22 protein-coding genes, 4 tRNA genes and 1 pseudogene are annotated in these 23,628 nt (G+C 39.9%); 4 read left to right on the top strand and 23 right to left on the bottom strand.

Annotated features, from left to right (window positions below):
• The 19 genes and pseudogenes from AC07WY_RS16735 to AC07WY_RS16825 all read right to left on the bottom strand — a co-directional run.
• Nucleotides 1–77: pseudogene (locus tag AC07WY_RS16735) on the bottom strand (hypothetical protein); the annotation flags it as partial.
• 144 nt (nt 78–221) lie between these two features.
• Nucleotides 222–296 (bottom strand) — tRNA-Thr (locus tag AC07WY_RS16740).
• Between the two features lie 11 nt (nt 297–307).
• Nucleotides 308–383: transfer RNA gene (locus tag AC07WY_RS16745), tRNA-Gly, on the bottom strand.
• 32 nt (nt 384–415) lie between these two features.
• Nucleotides 416–499, bottom strand: a tRNA-Tyr gene (locus AC07WY_RS16750).
• A 53-nt stretch (nt 500–552) separates the two neighbouring features.
• Nucleotides 553–628, bottom strand: a tRNA-Thr gene (locus AC07WY_RS16755).
• 98 nt (nt 629–726) lie between these two features.
• Entirely contained in the window at nt 727–2,220 is a 1,494-nt protein-coding gene (gene trpE / locus AC07WY_RS16760; RefSeq protein ID WP_494736779.1) for an anthranilate synthase component I, read from the bottom strand.
• A gap of 129 nt (nt 2,221–2,349) precedes the next feature.
• Complete coding sequence (locus AC07WY_RS16765) at nt 2,350–3,018, bottom strand: HAD-IA family hydrolase (protein WP_004718496.1); 669 nt, start codon at nt 3,016–3,018, stop codon at nt 2,350–2,352.
• A gap of 93 nt (nt 3,019–3,111) precedes the next feature.
• Entirely contained in the window at nt 3,112–3,834 is a 723-nt protein-coding gene (locus tag AC07WY_RS16770) for an FHA domain-containing protein (protein WP_262087096.1), read from the bottom strand.
• A gap of 184 nt (nt 3,835–4,018) precedes the next feature.
• Entirely contained in the window at nt 4,019–6,268 is a 2,250-nt protein-coding gene (gene gspD, locus AC07WY_RS16775; protein ID WP_494736780.1) for a type II secretion system secretin GspD, read from the bottom strand.
• A gap of 41 nt (nt 6,269–6,309) precedes the next feature.
• Nucleotides 6,310–7,155 carry a type II secretion system protein N gene (locus AC07WY_RS16780; RefSeq protein WP_004818497.1) on the bottom strand — a complete coding sequence of 282 codons (846 nt, stop codon included), beginning with the start codon at nt 7,153–7,155 and terminating at the stop codon, nt 6,310–6,312.
• Nucleotides 7,155–7,898 carry a type II secretion system protein N gene (gspN, locus tag AC07WY_RS16785; protein ID WP_151802444.1) on the bottom strand — a complete coding sequence of 248 codons (744 nt, stop codon included), beginning with the start codon at nt 7,896–7,898 and terminating at the stop codon, nt 7,155–7,157. Before gspN ends, AC07WY_RS16780 begins: the two co-directional genes overlap by 1 nt.
• Before the next feature lie 163 nt (nt 7,899–8,061).
• A complete protein-coding gene (locus tag AC07WY_RS16790; RefSeq protein ID WP_262087091.1) occupies nt 8,062–8,388 on the bottom strand; it encodes an H-NS histone family protein in 327 nt (108 codons plus the stop codon).
• 225 nt (nt 8,389–8,613) lie between these two features.
• Complete coding sequence (locus tag AC07WY_RS16795) at nt 8,614–9,051, bottom strand: acyl-CoA thioesterase (RefSeq protein ID WP_419335684.1); 438 nt, start codon at nt 9,049–9,051, stop codon at nt 8,614–8,616.
• Between the two features lie 9 nt (nt 9,052–9,060).
• Nucleotides 9,061–10,254 carry a tetratricopeptide repeat protein gene (locus AC07WY_RS16800; RefSeq protein WP_239046630.1) on the bottom strand — a complete coding sequence of 398 codons (1,194 nt, stop codon included), beginning with the start codon at nt 10,252–10,254 and terminating at the stop codon, nt 9,061–9,063.
• A 4-nt stretch (nt 10,255–10,258) separates the two neighbouring features.
• Entirely contained in the window at nt 10,259–11,089 is an 831-nt protein-coding gene (locus AC07WY_RS16805; protein ID WP_494736781.1) for a hypothetical protein, read from the bottom strand.
• Nucleotides 11,086–11,868, bottom strand: coding sequence for a uroporphyrinogen-III synthase (locus AC07WY_RS16810; protein WP_494736782.1), 783 nt, complete (start codon nt 11,866–11,868; stop codon nt 11,086–11,088). The genes AC07WY_RS16805 and AC07WY_RS16810 overlap by 4 nt, the downstream gene beginning before the upstream one ends.
• Nucleotides 11,869–11,881: 13 nt before the next feature.
• Nucleotides 11,882–12,805 (bottom strand): hydroxymethylbilane synthase, encoded by a 924-nt coding sequence (hemC, locus tag AC07WY_RS16815; protein ID WP_244015944.1) that lies wholly within the window; start codon nt 12,803–12,805, stop codon nt 11,882–11,884.
• Nucleotides 12,806–12,901: 96 nt separating this feature from the next.
• On the bottom strand, nt 12,902–13,639 hold the full coding sequence (locus AC07WY_RS16820; RefSeq protein WP_004818489.1) for a LytR/AlgR family response regulator transcription factor: 738 nt from the start codon (nt 13,637–13,639) through the stop codon (nt 12,902–12,904).
• Between the two features lie 49 nt (nt 13,640–13,688).
• On the bottom strand, nt 13,689–14,849 hold the full coding sequence (locus AC07WY_RS16825; RefSeq protein WP_016539114.1) for a sensor histidine kinase: 1,161 nt from the start codon (nt 14,847–14,849) through the stop codon (nt 13,689–13,691).
• On the opposite strand from AC07WY_RS16825, the gene argH reads away from it, so the two are divergent.
• Both argH and AC07WY_RS16835 read left to right on the top strand, forming a co-directional pair.
• A complete protein-coding gene (argH, locus tag AC07WY_RS16830; RefSeq protein WP_004718519.1) occupies nt 14,840–16,270 on the top strand; it encodes an argininosuccinate lyase in 1,431 nt (476 codons plus the stop codon). The genes AC07WY_RS16825 and argH overlap by 10 nt on opposite strands.
• Before the next feature lie 11 nt (nt 16,271–16,281).
• On the top strand, nt 16,282–16,551 hold the full coding sequence (locus AC07WY_RS16835; protein WP_004818487.1) for an oxidative damage protection protein: 270 nt from the start codon (nt 16,282–16,284) through the stop codon (nt 16,549–16,551).
• A gap of 376 nt (nt 16,552–16,927) precedes the next feature.
• On the opposite strand, the gene AC07WY_RS16840 is transcribed toward AC07WY_RS16835, so the two are convergent.
• On the bottom strand, nt 16,928–17,566 hold the full coding sequence (locus tag AC07WY_RS16840) for a sterol desaturase family protein (protein WP_034618016.1): 639 nt from the start codon (nt 17,564–17,566) through the stop codon (nt 16,928–16,930).
• A gap of 152 nt (nt 17,567–17,718) precedes the next feature.
• Between AC07WY_RS16840 and AC07WY_RS16845 the strand changes: the two genes are divergently transcribed.
• Complete coding sequence (locus tag AC07WY_RS16845) at nt 17,719–18,726, top strand: AraC family transcriptional regulator (RefSeq protein ID WP_494736783.1); 1,008 nt, start codon at nt 17,719–17,721, stop codon at nt 18,724–18,726.
• 275 nt (nt 18,727–19,001) lie between these two features.
• A complete protein-coding gene (gene aqpZ, locus AC07WY_RS16850) occupies nt 19,002–19,694 on the top strand; it encodes an aquaporin Z (protein WP_004718527.1) in 693 nt (230 codons plus the stop codon).
• A gap of 108 nt (nt 19,695–19,802) precedes the next feature.
• On the opposite strand, the gene AC07WY_RS16855 is transcribed toward aqpZ, so the two are convergent.
• The 3 genes from AC07WY_RS16855 to AC07WY_RS16865 form a co-directional block, all read right to left on the bottom strand.
• Complete coding sequence (locus AC07WY_RS16855) at nt 19,803–20,048, bottom strand: hypothetical protein (RefSeq protein WP_004718529.1); 246 nt, start codon at nt 20,046–20,048, stop codon at nt 19,803–19,805.
• 79 nt (nt 20,049–20,127) lie between these two features.
• The gene (locus tag AC07WY_RS16860; protein ID WP_494736831.1) at nt 20,128–21,150 is read right to left on the bottom strand and encodes a DNA/RNA non-specific endonuclease; all 1,023 of its coding nucleotides are present in this window, start codon (nt 21,148–21,150) and stop codon (nt 20,128–20,130) included.
• Nucleotides 21,151–21,746: 596 nt separating this feature from the next.
• A complete protein-coding gene (locus AC07WY_RS16865) occupies nt 21,747–23,627 on the bottom strand; it encodes a potassium transporter Kup (protein WP_004718533.1) in 1,881 nt (626 codons plus the stop codon).
• Nucleotide 23,628 lies beyond the last annotated feature (1 nt).

Here is a 23,628-nt window from a genome sequence, read left to right on the forward strand (position 1 = left end):
GTTTTACCATGGTCGACGTGACCAATTGTACCCACGTTTACGTGTGGCTTATTACGTTCAAACTTAGCCTTAGCCATTTGCTCTTCCTCGTTTATGTCGAACACGAGTTAAACAACTCAGCATCGACAATCGTCTAAAAAACTAGACACCTAATACTTGAAAAGCAGACTAATAAGCCTGCTTTTGAGAAACTGGTGTAGAATAATCTACCAAATTGTATCTGGAGCTCTTATCGAGATTTGAACTCGAGACCTCTCCCTTACCAAGGGAGTGCTCTACCACTGAGCTATAAGAGCATCATCTTCGATGGAGCGGGAGACGAGGGTCGAACTCGCGACATGTAGCTTGGAAGGCTACCGCTCTACCAACTGAGCTACTCCCGCTTAATGTTGGTAATTACCACTTATCGAAGTAATGGTGGTGAGAGAAGGATTCGAACCTTCGAAACTTTCGTGGCAGAGTTACAGTCTGCTCCCTTTGACCGCTCGGGAATCTCACCTTTACACTTACTTTCAGTGTCGTTCTTCAACATTATAACACAAAACCTTAAGATGGTGCCGGCACACGGATTCGAACTGTGGACCTACTGATTACAAGTCAGTTGCTCTACCAACTGAGCTATGCCGGCGTTTCTTAGTGTTTCGTACGTTTCGTATCGGAACGGTGTGCAGTTTAGCAAAACTCAGAATCCTTGCAAGTGTTTTTTGCAAAAAAAACCTCAAAAACTCATAAAATCAATCCGTTTGACGATAATTCAACCGCTTTGATCACTGCGCGAGCTTTTATTTGGGTTTCATTCCACTCTGATTCAGGATTTGAGTCAACAACTAACCCTGCGCCAGCCTGCACATAGACCTTATTTTCACGAATAACACAGGTTCTGATCGCAATTGACATGTCCATTTCGCCATGCCAGCCCAAATAACCCACTGCACCACCAAAAATTCCACGTTTTACCGGCTCAACTTCGTCAATAATTTCCATTGCACGAATCTTTGGGGCACCTGAAAGCGTGCCTGCTGGAAAAGTTGCCTTAAAAACATCCAAAGCATCGACATCATCCAATACTTCACCTTGTACATTGGAAACAATATGCATGACATGTGAATAACGTTCGATCACCATTTGATCAGTCACTTGCACTCTACCGATTTTCGAGACACGCCCCACATCATTACGGCCTAAATCAATCAGCATTAAATGTTCCGCAATCTCTTTTTCATCGGAAAGCAAATCTTTTTCAAGCGCCAAATCTTCTTCTTTGGTTTTTCCTCGCGGACGTGTACCTGCAAGCGGACGTACAGTCGCGATCCCATTTTCGAGTCGAGAAAGAATTTCCGGTGAAGAACCTACGATATGGAACGGCTTTTGATCTAAAAGGGTCTGCCCTTGTACCAAAAATAAATACGGTGATGGATTGAGATGTCGTAATGCGCGATAAACCTGTAAAGGCTCACCATCAAAATCCGACACCATACGATGCCCAGGAACAACTTGCATCACATCACCAGCACGGATGTATTCTTTAACTTTCTCAATTGACTCAAGGAATTTGTCATGCCCAGTCAGTGACTCAAAATGCGGAGCGGTATGTTTTTTAGCAACCAAGCTGATTGGCATAGCCAATAATGCCTCAATCTCATCCAGCTGTTGCTGAGCCTTGGCATAAGCCTCTGTATCATTAACACCTGCATGTACGATTAAAAACAAAGTATCTTTTAAGTTATCAAATACAATGACGGTTTTAGACAACATCATCCATAAGTCTGGCAGTCCAACGGGATCCGCCTCAGGCACATTCTTTAACCTTGGCTCAATATAACGTACTGCATCATAACCAAAGTAGCCCACCAAGCCGCCAGTAAAATTAGGCAGTGCGGGTAAATCTTGTTGGGTGGGTACTTTAAACTGCGCTTGAAAATCACGGATATATTGAAAGGGATCTGCACATGGCTGGGTATCTATCGAGCCATCTACCGATTTGATCGTAAGCTGTCCTGCATTACAGGAAAATACGATTGATTCACCCAGTCCAATAATTGAATATCTTGCCCAGTTTTCGCCACCTTCGACAGATTCAAAAAGATAAGCTTGTTGATGCTGTTTTAAACGTGCGAATACAGACAATGGCGTATCTGTATCGGCTAAGCGTTGGCGGTATACAGGGATAAGGTTATAACCCGCTGATTTTAGTTGTTCAAATTGCGCTAAGGTTGTCATCAGGAATTCTCTCTATTTTCGATAATACTAAGTATGGATGTCTCTGCATTTCACTTAGTGACGCCATCGAAAAGTGCGTTTGCTATTCATTCCTCTTCCCTTTTTTCGCAACAATTTAATATACCAGTGTTAAGCCAAAAGCTCTGTTAAATCATCCACCACTTGTTGTGGCTGACAGAGTTGAATATCTTCACCGTGATTATAACCATAGCTGACCACAATACAATCAACCTCTGCACGGCGTGCAGCCTCGACATCATTACTTGAATCGCCAATCATCAAGGTTTTGTCCGTTGATGACTGATAAGTTTCAACACAATACAACAATGGTTTTGGATGAGGTTTGCGCACTTCAAAACGATCACCACCTATTACATCGACAAAATAGTGATCCATTTGCAATTCTTCTAGAATTTTTCGTGCAGGCTGTTCTGGTTTATTGGTCACACAAATCAATTTCTTATTGTTTTCAATTCCCCACTCTAAAAATTCTAAAATTCCAGAGAATGGTTTGGTATCAACACAAGGCTCTGCATTGTAAATTTCCAAGAATGTATCCAAAAGCTGTTGATGCAGTACAGGATCCACCTCACCCTTTAAATACTTCAATGTACTTTCACAAAATAATGAGGTGCCTTTACCAATCCAAACCCGAACCTGTTGTTCAGTGACTTGGGGTAAGTTCAAACGCGCTAGACTTAAGTTCATGGCACGATATAAATCAAATGCTGAATCAACCAAGGTCCCATCCAAATCAAATAAAATCAGTTCGCGTTGGTCTAGCTTTGCCACATTCATGATTTACACCTAAATCGAGTTTTAATTTTAAAAACGAAAATACAAAAAACAAAGGCATGCGATTGCATGCCTTGAGTGTAGCGCATTCGCAAATTATTTAAACAATAGCCATGCAATAATTGCCAAAATGATCAAAATCACCAGTGTTGCCAAACCTAACTTTGCATTTTTCTGGGTTTCGACGTGTTCTTCTGCAACAATCTCAGGTGCTTTAACCTGCTCTACTTTTGGCTGTGTAGCCGCATAAATATCCACACCTTCTGGAATTGGCGCAGGTTTAGGGATTGCTACACCAGACGGCATACCTTCACGGTTGATTTGCACACTGCTATCTCGTTCTGAAAGCTCAGGCATGCCCTGTTCATTCATCTGATCTGCCACTGTACGTTCTACTGGGGCAGCTGGTTTAATTTCAGCAGTCGCCACAGCCTCAGCAGGTTGTTGAACTGGCGTTTCTACTGGAACTACAACCGGTTGAACTTCGACCTCAGGCGCTGCCTGTTCAGTTTGCAAAACAACAGGTTTTACCGGTGCAAGTACATTAAATTTAACACTGGCAAATTGAACAATATCACCATCCATCAACAGTTTATCTTGATCGATACGGATATCATTCACAAAAGTACCATTGGATGACTTTAGATCTTGAACCCAAAGCGCATCTTCTTTTAATAAGAATGCAGCATGGCGACGTGAAATTTCCGCAGCTTGCAATAACAGGTCTGCATCTTGATGGCGTCCAACCAGCATATCACGGTCAATCGTGACTTCCTGCCCTTCTAACTCACCTGTAATTGCTTGTAATTTCCAAGTCATGATTATCTTCCCATTCTAATTCAAGTCTATCTTAGCATGACATTTCTACAGTGCTAAATCAGCGTAAAACCAAGCTTTATGTTGCCCACGCCACAACAGAACACACCACAATACTTTAACAAGCTATTTTAAATATCAAATAAAGCATGCGATTAGAAGCACTTGTTACGCGAAGCCCACAATGCTACTGCTTGCGGATATCATTTGGTTCCTCTGCAACAGGTGTAGTCACCGCATTGCCTTGTACTGCACCTGTCTTGGCACCTGTAGGCACTTTTTGATACTGACTTGATGGTTGTGCTGTCGGTTGCGGTTGTACTAGCTTAGGCTGCGAACTTGGTGTGGAGTTAATTGGCAGTCGTTGCTGAAAAACATCATCTACATTGGCTGGGAGTTTAGCAAAGTTACCATCTTTATCCATCGCCAATTGCAGACTATACAGCTGATCATAACGTTGTTGAGATACACGACGTATATCAGCGTTATCACCAATTATCGTTGGATGGATAAACACCAATAAGTTACGTTTAGCATTTGATTTGCCTTCCGCTCTAAATAAACGGCCTAAGCCAGGGATATCACCCAAGAAGGGTATAGATTGGCGTGTATGGGCAGTATCATCTGAAATCAAGCCACCTAACACCACGGTTTGCCCATGATCTGCAAGCACAGAGGTCTTGATAGAGCGTTTACTGGTGACCAAATCTGTTGCCTGCCCTTTATTTTCGGCGACTGCAGAGACTTCTTGTTCTACCTCTAAACGAATCGAACCGCCCTCACCAATATGCGGAATTACCTTTAAGGTCACCCCCACATCCTTACGTTCAATTGAGGTATATGGATTGACAGTGCCTCCTGTCCCAGTACTGACTGAACCTGTAACAAATGGAACGTTTTGACCAACGACAATATACGCTTCTTCATTATCCATTGTGACAATCGATGGCGTAGATAATAAATTTGACTTGGTATTGGCTTTTAAAGCCTGAATCACTGCACCATATAGTCTACGTGAACCATCAGCACCTTCTTTATAATCTCCTAAAACAAGAGAGGCACCTGGACCGACAGCACCACCTAAACCAGCCGCACCACCTGATAGATAGCCTGCTGCCAATTTAGCTAAACTTGTACCCACTTTATCAAAGTTAATTAAACCCACACCACTACTTAGATCACCCATTGCCCATTGCACACCGAGTTGATCAGTATCATTACCCTCAACCTCAATAATCGTCGCTTCAATCAATACTTGTTGACGACGGACATCAAGCTGTTGGATGGCGGCCTCTATTTCGCGCATCAGTTGTGGCTCAGCTTTAACCACCAACGCATTTTGAGCACCATCTGCAATAATGCTCACACCATTGGCATTAAAACTGGTGATATTATTTTGATTATTGTTATTTGAGTTGCTGTTTAAATTAATTGCTGGTGTTGAAATACTGCTTCCAGTGCTTGAGCCGGTATTCGATGATGAATTGTTATTATTGTTAAAACTGTTGCTATTGCTGTTGTTAGAACTACTATTAGAAGAATTATTTGAACTAGAATTGACTGCCTGACCTGTGACTAAGCCTTGTAAAATTTCAGATAAATTCTTTGCACTGGCATATTTTAATTTAAAGACTTTAAGACCGCCTAAACGATCCGCAGATGGTACATCCAACATTTCAATCATATTGCGGATACGTTTACGCGTACCTGTATCCCCTTTAATCAAAATACGATTGGTCCGTGCATCAGCAATAATACGAACCCGTGCCCCAGCAAAGTCTTTCGATGCGCCTGTCGAACTCATGGCATCCAACTGCTTAATGATCTCTTCAGCTTGACTCTGTTGTAAAGGAACAGCTTCAATATCATTTTGCCCAGTACCATCCAAGTTGCGAATAATGGTTTCAAGTTGATAAATATTCGCTGCACGATCAGACACAATTAACGCATTGGTGCCTTGTATTGCCGCCAAATGCGCAAATTGTGGCATTAATGGGCGTAATGCTGGGATCAAATCATTGGGGTTGGTATTTTCCAACCAAATCACCCGTGTTACAACCTGATCACCACGTGCATTATTGCGTGGGTCATAAGGTACACCCGAGTTTTTTACATTACTGTCTGGTACCAAGCGAATGGTATTCCCCGATGGAATAGCCACCACACCATTGACATTCAGCACCCCTAAAAATAGGTCATAAACTTCATTTTTATTTAGAGGTTTATTTGAAATAACCGTGACATTGCCACGTACACGGGGATCGACCGCAAAATTTTTGCCCGTAATATCTGCAACTTCGTTGATAAAAGCCGTGAGATCAGCATCGCGTAAGTTAATTTTCCACGTCTGTGCATGTGCTGCTGTACTGACCGCAACCATCATTGGTGCCGCTGCAACTAAAGCCCAAAGTGGTCGATTGTGATTCAAAAAAGCCATAACTTATTATCTATCCTAATTTTATTTGTAGTCCTAGCCACTTACAAACTTTGCTGAATGGTCATCACTTGATCACCACGCTTAATTTCAATTTTTACTTTGCCATCACGCTTTGCTTGTTCTAGCAGCTGAACATCACTCTGTCCTTGACCTACTGATTGTCCATTGAGTGAAAGAATACGATCTCCAGATCTTAATCCCAGTTTATTTCGGAGCGCTGCGGGGGTCTGATCTGTCACTTCATAGCCTTGACCGCCACTTGCGTTAACCCCCATGTTCTTTAGGTATTCGTCCCGATTTTCATTCATCTTCTCAATCGCCTGCCCTAAAGCATTTTGGCTTGAATTTTGTTGTGGCGATGGCACAGGATTACTTGCTGGCGGGCTGGTATTTTGATCTGTCGATTGCCCTGGCATAGGCTGATACAAACTATCCAGCCCGGTAAAACGTAACTCTTTACTGTTATTTCCATTTTGACTTAAAACAATATGATCCCAATATACTTCGGATAACTGATAACTGGTACCCTCAATTGGATCACCCACCGCATAACGATCTGCTGTTTCTTTGACTTTAATCACCGCTGAAGAGAAACGCGCAGGATAACTCACAACTACACCTTGCAAGACCATCGGAATACTGTCATCTGCTGTCGCACTAGAACCCACTTCCTCAAACAATGAAAAGCTTGAAATATTGGGCACTTGGATTTGTTGTGAACCTAGACTCACTTGCTCTGGTTGCATGACTTGTGGCGGTGCAACCACCCACCAAAAAATCGAAGCCAGTTTCCAGCACAATGCTAAAATTAAAAGAAATAAAACAACAGGTGCAAGGTGCTCTGTTTTTTTCCAAGAAATATTTTCAAAGCGTTCTTTTATATTCATTAGAAACCACCTTGAATGAGTGGTTGTCTAGAACTAATCACAAAAGTATCTAAACCAGCCTTTCCATCATAGGAAGGCACATTGAGTAACATGCGTTGGGTTAATTGCACATCTAACATCATGGTTGGATCTATGCTGATATTGGCCATCTTCTGGCTACGTTGATCTTGTATATCCAAAATCAGTTTACCCGCCTCATCTTTAAGTTGTGCATTTAAAGACGGGATATTCATTTGATCTTGACGCTGTCCAAAAGTATAACCAAGCTCACCACCACCCCAATGCAATTGACCATCTACATCACTAAATCCAGTGTCTTTTTTAAAACGTAGGGTCATATCTGAAATTTGAATTGCATTCGCTGGCCACTGCCAATTTGCAATATTCTTTAAAGTTTCTGGTGCAATCTGACCTTGCATCTGATTAATAATTATTTTTTTACCAATACCATAACCGACAACCCCATTGAGCTGAGTTTGCCCACTATGCACTTCAACATTTGCGCCCACACGTAATAAAATCAGATCCCACGGGCGTGTTCTCCACGAAACGGAACCACGTAAATTACCCTTGCGCCAATCTGCTTGCCCTTGCCAAATATTTCCACTGACATTTTGTAAGGTTTGATTGTTCTTATAAAATTTAGAAATCAGCCATGTTGCAGGGACTTGCAAAAGTACAAAAATTAAAAAAGCGACAACTCCAGTAATCCACCACGTGATCTGTTTTGATTTTTTATTCATTCATCTTTACCATCATTCATTTATTCTTCCATGCAAGATGATGCCCTCTTGTTTATACATTATGCATAATTTTTGCATAACGCCAATTCACTCGTATAAAAAAACCAAGCAGATTTGCTTGGTTCTTTGATTTTAAGGTCTTTGAATGACACTTAGATGAAGATTAGATCAAGAAATCTTCTAATTTTGCACCTTTTTCGATTTCTGCAACCAACCAACGTGGTTGTTTACCGCGCCCAGTCCAAGTTTCAGAAGTATCTTTTTTATTGCGGTAACGCGGCTCAACAGCTTTACGCGTTGTCTTTTTACGCTTTTGCGCGCCGTACTCAATAAACTGTTCTAAAGTTAAACCAGCAGATTGCGCAATTTCAATAATTTTATTATAGGCATCTTCAATTGCTTGGTCTTTTTTACTTTCAATTAAAGCTTCTGCTTCAGCTGTTAACTTTCTTAACTCTTCAACCGATAAATTACTAATATCAGGCATCATTAACTCTCCACGTAAATTTCTTAATACTTATTTAAAATAACTTCATAGCAATAGTATTTTCATTTATTCCAATAAGCAATACATATATTCCCCAATAAACACATAAAACAACAAAAAGATTATTATAATTACCTCAAAGCGCTTATTTTTAACATCAAAATAAAGCGAATGCAAAAGAATATGCTGTCTTATGTTTTAAATATAATGATGATAACTGAGGCATTTTTATGTATTTTTCAAATCATTATGCACTGTTGCTTCTAAATCAATTATAATTTTTCGCAACTGTTGGGGAATTAATGCTTTTTTCATCGCTACTTTATCGACAAAAACAATAACTGCTTCTCCGTCCGCCACAATCTGCTGTTGTTGCTGACTGAATAATACATAATGCATGCGTATAGCACTATTTCTCATTTCTTCTACCCGCGCACCAATATGTAGCACATCAGGATAAAATACAGGTTTTAAATATTTGCATTGACTTGAGGCAACCACAGTTAAAACATCTTGGTCAAATACATTTAAATGATCAAAATATTCAATACGTGCACTCTCAATATAACGATAATACATCACATTATTTACATGACCAAAAGCGTCCATATCGCCCCATGCAACCTTTTGCTCATAAACGATCGGGAATTGTGTCAATGGATTCATGCTGGGTTCTCAAATTTTAAATTGAATATAATTGCTATCTTTTTCAAAAATTGAATTCAATTGTTGAATTAATTCATCATTTCCATTTAAAGTGGACTTGATTCTTAAATAATTCATTAGAATATCATTTGGATATAATGACAGAAGTTGATCTGCTTCATATTCCCGCTGTGTTGCAATATATATATGCCATTTAGCAAAGCAAAAAACAGGAATGTTCATATATTTAGATTCAAGATTTATAATCTGTTGCTCTAAATATTCATAATCTGGATTCTGTCTAAGCAACTGTTGCTGGAACCATAAGTGGAACACATCTTGGTCAAATTTTTCATTAAGTATTTGAATCACCAGCTGCTGCTGTTGCTGAGCAAGTTCAGGTAAGCGGGTAATAATTTTTAGCCAAAGCACTTTTGTCTCATAAGGCATTTGATCGAGTTGCGGTTCTATCTCTAAAAATTTTTGCTGTAATAGTTCAGTATCTTCAAAACTTGCTTGGTCATAACAACCCAAAAGCTGTATTAACCATTGCTGTTTAGTCGCAGTTTCTAATTGTCCGAATTGAGTTGAGTGTAAATATTGCCACGGATATTGTAGGGCGAATTGTCCCCATAATTTTTGCACGGACAATTTATAACTTTCTGAAAGTTGATTCAGCCACGGCGAAAGTTCATGTCCATTTAAAAACTCTAAATGGGTCAGCGCTTGTTGACTGTCCTGTTGGGCCAAATAAATTTCGATACGTAAGATTTCCGCCAATTCAAAAGCGGATGGGGAGCTGTGTTCTAAAGCCTTTAATGCTTCTGAATAATGCAGTTGTTTGAGTAATAATCGGGATTGCACAATCGGCTTTAATAAACCAGATTGATCAAAAATCGTTTGAATCACCTGCTCTTGCTCATCTTCACCATCTAATAACCACAATACACCAAACTGTTCAAATGGGTGCAACGTGCTAAAACTCAGTACTTGTTCTAGTTTTCTTTTTTCTCGGCGAATATAACGATTGAGGAAATACCATGCCACATGCATCAAAAAACTGATGCCAACGCCAGCAAATGTTAAGAACCATAAATTGGTTTGAACTTGAATATTGTGCCAGAGCACATAGACATAACCCGAGCCTGCGGTATAACTCAATACACTCAGTACAGCCAGAATAATCAGGCTAATAAAGGCATAGATCAGAAAAATATGTTTCATCGATCTACCCCAAAACAGCCAAGCTATTCAGCTTAGGAATCGGCGGCTGCGATGTTTGCTTCATTTTTAATATTTTTTGCTTAATCTTCTGACTAGCAGCATCGGGTAATATATCCAATTGTTGAATCATTTGATTCAGCATCTCTTGATATTCAGCAGTTTGCCCTTTGACTAATAATTGTTGCGCCAGTAATAATCTTAATTGGACTTCTTTTAAAATAAATTTACGGTTTGCCAATGCAGGCGTGTTTGTTTCAACAATATCGACTTGAAACCATTTTTCCCAAAAGTATTGCGACTGATCTTGATCTGGTTTTAGTTGATTATTTTTCAATTCGGTGATGAGTGCTTGATCAACTTGTTTAAGTAAAGCCTCTAGTTGATCTCGCTGGGCATTTCGTTCAATCACAAAGTGTTGAATACTCTGTATATCTTGCGCAATGGTTTGATGTAGGCTTTGTTTTACTGCATCTGCCAACGCATACTGATCTAAAGATTGATTTAACTGAGTAAGATGCTCAAGTGCATACACAAACTGTTGTTGTTGCATAGCAAATTGCACCAACTCTAGTTGCTGTTTAACCACTACACTGGGATGAATACCAGCAATAGGCGTTTGAATCGAAGCGGTTTTCTTTGCCACCTCTTGAGTCGGTTCATCTGTTTGTCGTTTTACTGCCACCAATTGATCATTCAAACTGGCATTCTTTTGTTCACTTTTATGCAGTGTTTGTTGAATATCATTGAGTTGTTGTGAAACAAGATAGAAGTTATAACTCAACTTAATGAGCCATCCTAAAGCGATCAACAATAAGACATAAATAAACTTCTTCATAACTTCCTTTGCAACTGCACTATGGTTTGTAGAATGGTTTCTGGCGCTAAATTTGAAATTTGAGTGCTATTCAAACAGGCCTGAGCTGCATTTTTACCATGTCTTAATAATTGATACAAACGCTCACCCAAAACTAAATAATGACAAGCACTCACGATCTCTTGATGATCTCGGGTCAAAGCCAGCCAATTGTGCCAACTGGCTTCACTGCTGATACAACACCAATAGGGCTTTTCAAATTGCTCAATTTTGTTCACAAAATCTAAAAATTGTGCCTGAGTTTGTTGAGGAAATGCGCGGTCATATAAAATAAAGTTTAAAACATCAATATGACGCGCTTGGCATTGTTGCATCATAAATTGACGCCCACCTTCACCACGCCAAAACGCAATTCTCTTGAGCTCTTTTACCTGATTAAACAGCGGTAAGCTTAGCATGCCTTCGGATGTTTCCACCGCAGGAACATGGCTTTCCACCCCATAATCTAAGAGTCGTTGCGCAGTTTTTTTCCCTACAGCAATCCACTGAATATGCTGGATCTGTGCAAGCGACAAACCCGATTGCTGAAGATATTGCATACCAATCTCAACAGCTGTAGGACTGACCACAACAATAATTTGAGTCGATAACAGCTGTAAATAAAGTTGTTGTAATGTGTTGTTATATGGACGTGGTGTTAATGCCAATAATGGCAGATCAACCACGTCAAAACCTGACTGGCGCAGACATTGGGTTAATGGCTGAGCCCGATCGATGGGACGCGTATTAATAAATAGCATTGAAGCCTAGAAACTAAGCTTGATAAAGTGCTTTGAGTATTTCTCCAGCACCTTGTTTAAGTAGGTTTTGTGCAAGTTGCACACCTAACTGCTCTGCTTGATCTGGCGTACCACTGACTTGGCTACATAATAGCGTTTGGCCGTCCGCACTCCCTACACGCCCTTCCAAAGACAATGTTTGATCCTTCAATGTGGCAAAACCTGCGATAGGCACTTGGCAGCCACCTTCTAGATAAGCATTAAAAGCACGTTCAGCACGAACACAGGCATTGGTTTCAACATGCATTAATGGCATGATTAAATCCAAAATCTCTTGATCAGCTGAGCGGCACTCTAAACCCAGTGCACCTTGGCCTACCGCGGGTAAGCTAATTTCTGCTGGTAGTGTATGACGAATACGGTCTGAGAGTTCTAAGCGTTTTAAGCCTGCACTGGCAAGGATGATGGCATCATATTGACCTGCATCCAGTTTGGATAAGCGTGTTCCAACATTGCCACGTAAATCAATCACATTTAAATCAGGGCGCTGTTTTAAAATCTGACATTTACGGCGTAAGCTCGATGTGCCAAGTGTTGCGCCTTGTGGTAAATCATCAAACTTTGCATAATGGTTAGAAACAAAAGCATCAAAAGGGTCTTCACGTTCACAAATGACCGCAAGCTCCAAACCTTCTGGTAATTGCATCGGCACATCTTTCATGGAATGAACGGCTAAATCTGCACGACCATCCATTAAAGCAGCTTCTAATTCTTTGACAAATAAGCCTTTACCACCAATTTTGGCCAAAGGGGTATCTAAAATTTTGTCACCTTGGGTTACAAAGGTAACCAATTCTACTTTTACATGCGCGTGTAATTGCTCTAAACGATCACGAATATGCTCAGCCTGCCACATTGCGAGCGGGCTCTGGCGAGTTGCTATTTTCAAGGTTTTCATCATTTCAGCTTTGCCAAACTTTTAAACACTCTAAACTTACTCTGCAATCGTAAAAATGCAAGTAAATTATCAAAATGATTTAAGCTTCCCATCAAACTATAAATTCTGCATCCGTTCGCGCAGTAACGGTAAGTGACGACGACTGACTGCCAAACGCTCGTCTAACTCACGGCATCGTACCTGATACTGACCGGAGGACACCATTTCCAACCCATCCAAATAATCTAGAGAAATTAAAGCATTACGATGAATACGAATAAATCGATCTGCGAACTCTGTTTCTAAATCTTTGAGCGTTTCATCAATAAGCACACTGCCATTTTTATGGCGCACGGTGACATATTTTTGATCTGCTAAAAAATAGTAAATATTTTCAACAGGAATTAGCTCCAAACCTCGATAGGTTTTTGCAGCAATTTGCTGTCTTTGCACTTTTTCTTCCATGAGTTCTTTTTTTTCTAAGTGAGTTAATTGAGCTTGAGTCAGTTTAGTGACACTCTCCAAAACCGTTTCTAAATCATCCTTGGCAATTGGTTTTAATAAATATCCTTTTGCTTGAGATTGAATGGCTTGCAAAGCATGTTCATCAAATGCCGTACAAAATACGATGGCTGGCGTCGGATTAAAATGTGCTAAATGCTGCGCACAGCTTAAACCATCCATTTCTGGCATTTGAATATCAAGCAACACCACATCTGGCTCGAACTGCTGAACCATTTCCAATGCCTGCTGACCATGTTGCGCTGTTGCAATAACCTGATGCCCAAGTTGCGACACCAATCGTGATAAGCGTTCCACTGCAAGCGGTTCATCATCACAAATCAGGATGTCCATTGCTCCTCCTTACCCAAATATATCGTCTTTATTTTAATGAATTTCCCAATCATCTATTTTTATACTGATATTGGATTACCATTGTAAATAATCCATTCCCTGCATAATTCCGAAAATAAACAGAATCGCCAAAATGTGCTTTTAGACGCTGTTTTACATTTTCTAAAGCAATTCCATGCCCTTCTCGTACTTTTATTCTATCTTGTAAAAATGGGTTGGTAATGACTATGTTGACTTGATTTTGCAATATTTCAACCAGTATGCCGATCTTGGCATCGATAATCTTTTGCTCAACCCCATGAAAAATACTGTTTTCAATTAAAGGTTGTAAGGTTAATAAGGGAATTTTGACCTGATCTAATAACAGCGGTTGTTGAATATTCCATTCCACATTTAAACGATCTCCCAAACGAATTTGCTCTATTGCAATATATTGTTGAGATAACTGTATTTCCTCTTTTAAAGTCACGAGCTTTAATTCTTGAAAACTGGCTCTAAACAATTTGGATAAATCTATCAGCATTTGTTCAGCTTTATCGGGATCAATCGCAATTAAACTCACCACGCTATTTAAACTATTAAATAAAAAATGTGGATGAATACGTGCTTGCATGGCCTGAATACGCGCATTCAATTCACTGTTTTGCTGCAATACTGCTTGTTCACGGATATACAAGTAGCGTAAACAAAATGCGCCCAGTAATACCCCATAACTGACATGCAAAATAAGATTATGCGAAATGTCTTGCATGGAAATATTTTGTAAAGAAAAATGCGTTCCCCAATAATGAATAATATTTAAAACCAGTGTTGTACACAGCACAATCGCCTGTAAAAGGATAAAACTGAATATTGAAATAGATAAATAGGTATACTGCGAGAGCCGTTTTTCAAATACATCCTGAAAAGCTGCAAAGGCCAATAATATCCAATTAATATATAAAATATATTCTAAAACATGCCAAAGATTTAAATTGCCCCATGATTGTGCTTCGGCCAGTGCCAATAAAAAAGCCAACACATTACTGGAGATAAATAATTCGAATAAATACTTGCGGTGCCCCATTTTGCTAAAAAAATAAGACTGATAAAAACCGCGCCCAGATTTTATTGATGAATGATTGCGCTTTACTTCGGCAAGTGAGGCTGAATTTGTTATACTGCGTTTAGTTCTACTGCTTTTTTTCCTACTGAGCCGATATGACCACATCTTCTAATTCCTCTAATCCGTCACAAGCCCAAACTTCAGGCATGTGGGGCGGTCGTTTCTCTGAAGCTACTGATGCCTTTGTTGCTGAATTTACTGCATCAGTTCAATTTGACCAACGCTTTTATAAACAAGATATTGCTGGCTCGATCGCACATGCGACTATGTTAGCAAAAGTTGGTGTCCTTACAGAACAAGAACGTGATGACATTATCAATGGTTTAAACACAATTAAAGCTGAAATTGAAGCAGGTCAATTTGAATGGCGCATTGATTTAGAAGATGTGCACATGAATATCGAATCTCGTTTAACTCAGCGTATCGGAATTGCAGGTAAAAAATTGCATACCGGTCGTAGCCGTAATGACCAAGTTGCCACAGACATCCGTTTATATGTGCGTGACGAAATTGATGCGATTTTGACTTTACTGGAAAAATTACAAAAAGGCATCTTGGGCTTAGCAGCGAACAATACTGACACCATCATGCCAGGCTTTACCCATTTACAGACTGCGCAACCTGTGACTTTCGGTCATCATTTGATGGCGTGGTTTGAAATGTTGGTGCGTGACTCTGAGCGTTTAATCGACTGCCGTAAACGTGTCAACCGTATGCCTTTAGGTTCAGCTGCGCTTGCTGGAACAACGTATCCTATTGATCGTGCGTATACTGCGGAACTGTTAAACTTTGAAGCCGTTGCTGAAAATTCTTTAGATGCGGTATCTGATCGTGACTTTGCAATTGAATTTAATGCTGCTGCATCTTTAATCATGATGCATTTATCACGTATGTCAGAAGAAATGATTCTTTGGACTTCTGCACAATTTAAGTTTGTGAATATTCCTGACCGTTTCTGTACTGGCTCATCGATCATGCCACAAAAGAAAAACCCAGATGTTCCTGAACTGATTCGTGGTAAAACTGGCCGTGTCTATGGCGACTTAATGAGTCTGCTCACCCTCATGAAAGGTCAACCTTTGGCCTATAACAAAGACAACCAAGAAGACAAAGAACCTTTGTTTGATGCGATTGATACAGTGCGTGGTTCATTGATGGCTTTTGCAGATATGATTCCTGCACTTGTACCAAATATTGAAATCATGCGTGAAGCGGCGCTACGTGGTTTCTCTACCGCAACAGACTTGGCTGATTACCTTGTAAAAAATGGCGTTGCTTTCCGTGATGCACATGAAATCGTAGGTAAAGCCGTGGCTTTAGGTGTGCAAGAATCGAAAGATCTTTCTGAGTTAAGCCTTGAGCAATTACAACAATTCTCAGATTTAATTCAAGCAGATGTGTTTGAAAAAGCTTTAACCCTTGAAGCATCTGTCAATGCACGTAATCATATTGGTGGTACTGCGCCTGCACAGGTTGCTGCTGCCATTGAACGCGCTTATATCCGTTTAGAAAAACTTTATGCATAAGGAGTTTTGATATGACTCGACAAGTATTTTGCCGTAAATATCAAAAAGAGTTAGAAGGTTTAGACTTTGCACCTTTTCCAGGTCCAAAGGGTCAAGTGTTATTTGACACAGTGTCTAAACAAGCTTGGCAAGAATGGTTAAAACACCAAACCACGTTAATCAATGAAAAACGTTTAAACGTGTTTGAACCAGATGCAAAAAAGTTTTTAGAAGAACAGCGTGAAAAATTTTTGGATAATGATCAATCATTGGAAATGGCGGAAGGCTTAAAGCCTGAGTAATGACCGAAGCCTCCTAAGGCAAAAATCCAAAAATGATGTGCATCTTATGCCCATCTAAACAATCCCCGTCAGGGGATTTTTTTATTGCTTCATCGTACAAGATGATCGCGATCACATGAGCTTATAAATTTAATCTTATATATTTACTTTTCCCACGCATAAAAAAAGGAGTCTTGGAGACTCCTATAAAACTTAAAACACGGCAGTGGGTACATGCTGTGCAATCAATATACATCGATGGCATGGCTTAATATTGACCAAAGATACCGAAAACGTTGACCAATCACGACAAATTATAGATTTTACACGACGCAACCATTTCATTTCACAGCAGTTTTAAACAGATCAGAACAATCAACAACGTTCAAAAACCCAATTAGGCCACAGAATCGTTGAGCTTTTGCGTATTGTCCTCAACCAATAGCGGTTTTTTCTCTACCCATTTGGCTGGAAAATATTTTTCTATGCTGGATGATAACCAGTTTGCGATTGGCTGAGGCAGTTTCACACCTAAAGGATTCTGCTCTTGCAGATCCGCAGAAGAAATCACCCGTGTTCCCATCAGGTAGTCAAACCAAGGCTTAGTGACACACCAGTTGGCATCTTGGTTCGAGTTCATATGGTGATCATAATGCCAAGGAATTTTCTTCATCGCCCAATCCGGCTCTAAATGTGCACGGCGATGGATATAATAATAATTACATGCACTATAAAGCGATGCCGCAACCATCCCTTTCGAAATTGGGTAGAAAATCAAACTTGCCGCACCTGCAACCACCGCCAAAGAAACGATTTCATTTTTGGTTCGCCAATTTGAAATCCCTTCTACATAGCCATCATCATGAAAATCTTGTTTACGCACTTCACGATGGTGTTCCCAATGCGATTTCATACTGCGTGGCACTGGACTGAAACGTGGTTTCCCTGGGCGATGTTGACCATGTAAAATATAGTTATGCGCAACCCATTCAAAGCCATTTGCGACGACCAATCCGACTAAAAAACCTTTTAACATAATCAATCCCTCTTGCTTATTGTGAATATAAAACATGCTGGGGAATAGGTATTGACATCAAAAAGTATTTTCATTGACAAATTACGACAAATTAAAATAGTATAATGTTTAAACTACAGCTGACGTAGATCACACAATAACAAGATGTGTAAATGATGCAATTAAAGGACTATGCGGGCTCGATATATGGCGGGCTTGGACAATTACTCTATACTTTTAGTGAAGCTAAAGGTCTAAAGATCTCATCCAAATTACAACAGATTCAAAATGTTGAACGTTTTGACTATACCGTTTGGCGTGAAATCTTGGATGACATTCAATCACAAGTACAAAGCCCAGCTTTGGGTCTAGACATCTCTAAATATGTACAACCCAAACATATTGGTATCATTGCCTATATTGCACAATCTTGTGACACGCTTGGAGAGGCACTCACCCGCTATCATGATTTTCATCGATTGATTTATGATGGAAGCCCGCTGAAAGTTGAATATTATGATGAACAGCACATCTCGGTACGTTGGGAAAATCTACCCACACATTTAACCACTCAAATTACTGATGAAATTGCGATAGCCGTGGTAATTCAGTTTTTAAGACAATTTATATCCGATGATATAACGCTGTATCAGGTTAATTTTATTCATCCTCAACCTAAAAACAGCATGCTGTATCAAGCATTCTTTAAGTGTCCTGTGCTCTTTCAGCAAGAAAAAGTCGAACTGATCTTTCCCATCAGCGCACTTGCGATTTCCTTTAAACGCAGTGATCAAACCCTGCAAAAACTACTGATGCAACAAGCACAGGCCTTGCTTGAAAGCTTACCCAATGCCACCCAGTTAGATGAACGCTTACAACAAAGTATTTTATTGGGATTACAAAAAAACAATTATCAAATCGAAGCGATTGCCAAACAACTGAATATGTCGATACGCCAGTTACAACGCCATCTACAAAGCCAGCACACCACCTATCAACAACGTGTTCAGGATGTCCGCCAATTATTGGCCTTTCAGTATCTACAAGATCCACATTTAGGTCTGCATGAAATTGCCCTGCTTCTCAGTTATTCAGAACAAAGCGCTTTCCAACGTGCGTTTAAACAATGGACCGGCTTAACACCGCAACAATGGCGTCTTCAGCATCGAGAGTTTAAATAATTGTGTATTAAATTTATAGATAAAAACAGCATGTTTCACCATTCTCACCACTCATTTGTTTAGCATTAAATAGCTGTAAAATATAATTTTTTAAAATAAAATCAGAACATTAGCCGATATTGATATGAATATTTTTTATTTGTGATTTTATTTTCATATTTTTAGACTATTATCTTTATACAGAAAATAAAAGTTGTATCCACCCCACGGTTATCAACTATCTAAAAATAGTCATATAGCCCCATTCCGTTCAAAAAAATAATTTAGGAATCAATATGAATAAATATCTCGCAGAGTTTATCGGAACCTTTTGGCTGGTGTTTGGAGGATGTGGTAGCGCAATATTTGCCGCTGCTTTTCCAGAACTGGGCATCGGTTTTGCTGGTGTTGCACTGGCATTCGGTTTAACCGTACTCACAGGCGCTTTTGCTTTAGGGCATATCTCAGGCGGGCATTTTAACCCTGCGGTCAGTGTGGGTTTATGGGTAGGTGGCCGTTTTAATGCCAAAGACTTAGCGCCTTATATTATTGCTCAAGTCATCGGTGGTATTTTGGCCGCATTTGTTTTGTATTTAATCGTACAAGGTCAGGCGGGATTCACAGGAACTGGCGGATTCGCCAGCAATGGTTTTGGTGATTTATCCCCTGGAAAATATTCTTTAGTCTCAGCCTTGTTAATTGAAATCGTATTAACCGCCTTTTTCTTAATTGTTATTCTCGGTTCAACAGATAAACGTGCACCTGCTGGCTTTGCCCCGATTGCCATCGGTTTAGCACTTACTTTGATTCACTTAATTAGTATCCCCGTCACCAATACTTCAGTCAATCCAGCTCGAAGTACTGCTGTGGCTTTATTTGCTGAAACAGCAGCATTGAGTCAATTATGGTTATTCTGGGTGGCACCAATTGTCGGTGCAATCATTGGGGCATTGATTTATAAGGTTGTGGGTAATGAGCCTCAATCCTAAATAGATTTTCAATGTAAAAAAACCTGCTTCGGCAGGTTTTTTTATACATATAAACTAATGAATTAGAACATAACTAATTCAAAAATGGCTTAAAAATAAATATGGTCTTTAAAGAAATGGATTCTCTATTTCGCCTTCGCTTTGACGCGCAAGCTGTTCTGGTAGATCACTTTGCTTCTCTAAACTTGCTACAACTTCATTGAGATAGTTTTGTAAAAGCTTAGCCGCTTTTAAGCCAGCTTGATCTTTGGTGATCTGTAAATTGCCATAAATACTGACACAGTCAGTTTGATTTTCTAAGGTTAAATCATGAATTGAATGTGATTCGGTGCCATTCTCAAACGGTTTAAACATTTTTAATTTTCTCAATTTTTTTCGATCTTATTCACAGTATAAATAGATTCTCAAAAGATATTGCACCATCAACGCTGAATTATTTCAAAATTTGTAAAATATATTGCAACAACGCTTCAACCAATTGTTTCACCAAAGCATCTTTGGTTTCTGGGTCTACTTTTGGCAATTGCATATCCGATGTCGCTGTTGAACCACTTTTGGGTTGGAACTGCTTTTGCAGTGCGCTAATTTTATCCTGACTGACCTCTTCTGCACATTGGCTTTCCGCATCCCAATGCGAATACTCTATTTCTTTATTGGCCTTGACCTGTTTTGCGTTCAAAGGCAATTTATACGTATTGCGCTTTTGCTCTTCGGTCAGTTGTGGAAATAAATTCATCCCCAACTGTTCTTCTAAATAGCATACGCTGACCACTTTAACCTGAAGTGAATCATTATTTGGCGCATAGTACGCACCAATGATCCCGTGTTTAGGCAAGTAAATCGCTTTATAGATCGCGGTTGGAACAATTACACCCTTTCCAATGGTTTTTAGTTTTTTCCCAGAAAACACTGGGCCAGTGACCACATAAACATCTTTCTTTTGCTTGGTGACAATTGCACGGGTTGCTTCTTCTAACTCACGCCAAACTTGTTGGTTATTTTTAGCAGCTTGCGGCACCATATTGGCTAAAGAAAAGCTGTCGAACTGTGATTCTTTATTGGGCATATCGGCATTGGGTGACATATGACCACGATCATATCCTGAACCACGATAATCCGATAATAATGCACGATGTGTAGTGTTTACACGTGGCTCTTCGTGGAAATTATCTTCACGTTTAATCTTTTGACTTAAGCGCTGTGGAGATAAATATTCTGCTGTCCATAACGGTGTTTTAGAAACACCCGAATACATTACATTAAACCCGTTAAAACATAAGGGATAACTGTTTTTCTTTAAACTTTCTTTGATTAAAACAGGCGGTTGCTCTCGATAGAACTGATTTAAACACGCAGAGTTATTGGTACTACTTTGGGTAAATGGCAGTAACTGAAAAATTTTCTCTTGGCCAAACGCAATCGCAAAACTTCCAGTAGCAACAACACCCAACACCATTTTAACTACTGAATTTTTCAACAAAGGCTTCCTAAACAAGGTTAAATAAACAATCCACTCAAAACTGATACAAATTAAGTTTTTGAATTTAAATAGCTTAACAAGTCAATAAACTGAAAGATATTGTGTCGATCTTCAACCGAGTAAAGCTTCTACGATTTGTGCTTAACTAAACAACATTCCATGTAACAATTTATTGTTTATTTCACAAAAAATGCTAGAAAATCAAATATCTTACAGATGCTTTATTACACTTGCGAAGATGATTATGTCATGTTGCGCAGTGTTGTTCGACAGCCTTGCGACACAGTTTGTCGTATAGGATCGTTTTATGCGGATGTCTCGTGATTTTCTGGGGATAATTGAATGATAAAAGCATTCAAACTCAGCATTCTAAAGGGTTTGATACTGTGTCAGTGCAATATCAGCCTATCTACTTTTGCAGGATCAAGAACACAGAGGATAAGAATTCGTATTTTCAGGATTTAGAGAAACATCCTTACTAAAGATGAAGTGAATCAATGTAATACATCAGCCCATAAAACCCATGGGCAAAAAAAAGCCAGAATGACTTCTGGCTTTTGATTGATATGAATTTAGATTTCGATCTGGCTGCCCATTTCAACCACACGGTTTGGCGGGATTTGATAGAAATCACTCACCGGACTGGTATTACGTTGCATCGAAATAAACAGTTTTTCACGCCATGGCGCCATTCCATCACCCACGGTATGAATCAAACGATCACGTGAGATGAAGAAGCTGATATGCATCATGTCAAATTCAACTTCAAGTTGCTTATAAGCCAACTCAAGCGCATTTGGAATATCAGGTTGATCCTTAAAGCCATAGTAAACAAAAACCCGTTGGAAGCGCTTATCTAAGACTTCAACACGGATTCTTTCTTGGTCTGGCACATAAGGAACATCACGGGTAATCACCGTCACCATAATATTGCGTTCATGCAGGACTTTATTGTGCTTGATATTGTGCAACATCGCATGAGGCACAATATTTGGATTACCGGTTAAGAATACCGCTTGACCGGGTACAAACTGTGTTTCATCACTCAAACTGACACTTTTAATAAACAGATCCAACGGCAAGGCATCTTTTTCCAAACGGTTAAAGACAATTTCTCGCCCAGTTTTCCACGTCATCAGAATAGTAAATACGATTGCACCGATCAGGATCGGAACCCATCCGCCTGAAATGATTTTTAATGAGGTTGACCCAATAAAAATACTATCAATCACTAAAAATGGGATCGCGAACAATGCCACTTTCCACTTTGGCCAACGCCAAAAACCATATGCCAGTATTGAAATCAAAATCGTATCGCATAGCATGGTCATGGTAACCGCTACACCATAAGCATTGGCAAGATTGGCACTGTTTTGGAAAATCACAATCAATAAAAGAATCGAGACGTAGAGTATCCAGTTGATAAAAGGCAAATAAATCTGACCTTGTTCCACATCAGAAGTGTGATGTACGGTTAATCTTGGCAAATAGCGTAGCTGAATGGCTTGGTTTGCCATTGAAAACACACCTGTAATCACCGCTTGTGAGGCAATCACCGCTGCTGCTGTGGCTAAGGCAATCATGGGGTATAAGCCCCACTCAGGTACAAGCAAATAGAATGGGTTTTCAATCGCACTTGGATTACGTAGTAATAATGCACCTTGCCCTGCATAATTTAATAACAGACAAGGTAAGACAATGATAAACCAGCCTAAACGAATCGGCAGTCGGCCAAAATGCCCCATATCTGCATAGAGTGCTTCACCACCCGTAACCGTCAAAATCACCGCACCCATGGTTAAAAACGCCACAAAGGGTTGATGAAATATAAAGTTCAGCGCCCAATGTGGACTGAGCATGCTTAATACATAGGGGGTTTGGCTAATACTATGAATACCGATTAGACCGATAGAGGCAAACCAAGTTAAGGTGATTGGACCAAAAAACTTACCCATGGTTCCCGTACCATGTCTTTGCACCAGAAACAGTGCAGTAAGAATACCGATTGCCAAAGGCATCAGCCATTTATTAAACATGGGTGTGGCAATACTCAGCCCTTCAATGGCTGAAAGTACTGAAATTGCTGGGGTAATAATGCCATCACCAAAAAACAGCGATGCGCCAATAAACCCCAAGGCAATTAAATAGATTTTGCGATTATCTGCGATACGATTAGAGCGTAAGTTCAGCGCCAGCAAGGACATGATACCACCCTCACCATTGTTATCTGCTCGCATGATAATGGTGACGTATTTAAAGCTAATGGTGAGCATCATGCACCAGAAAATCAGTGACAAGATCCCAAGCACGGTCGCTTCGGTGATGGCAATGTGTGCAGTCAGAAAACATTGGCGTAGGGCGTACAAGGGACTGGTTCCGATGTCTCCAAATACCACCCCTAATGCTGCGAGTGTGATCGCAGGTAACGCGGCTTTTTTTGCAGTACTTTGCATA

This window comes from Acinetobacter sp. GW821-FHT01C12, assembly GCF_059422625.1.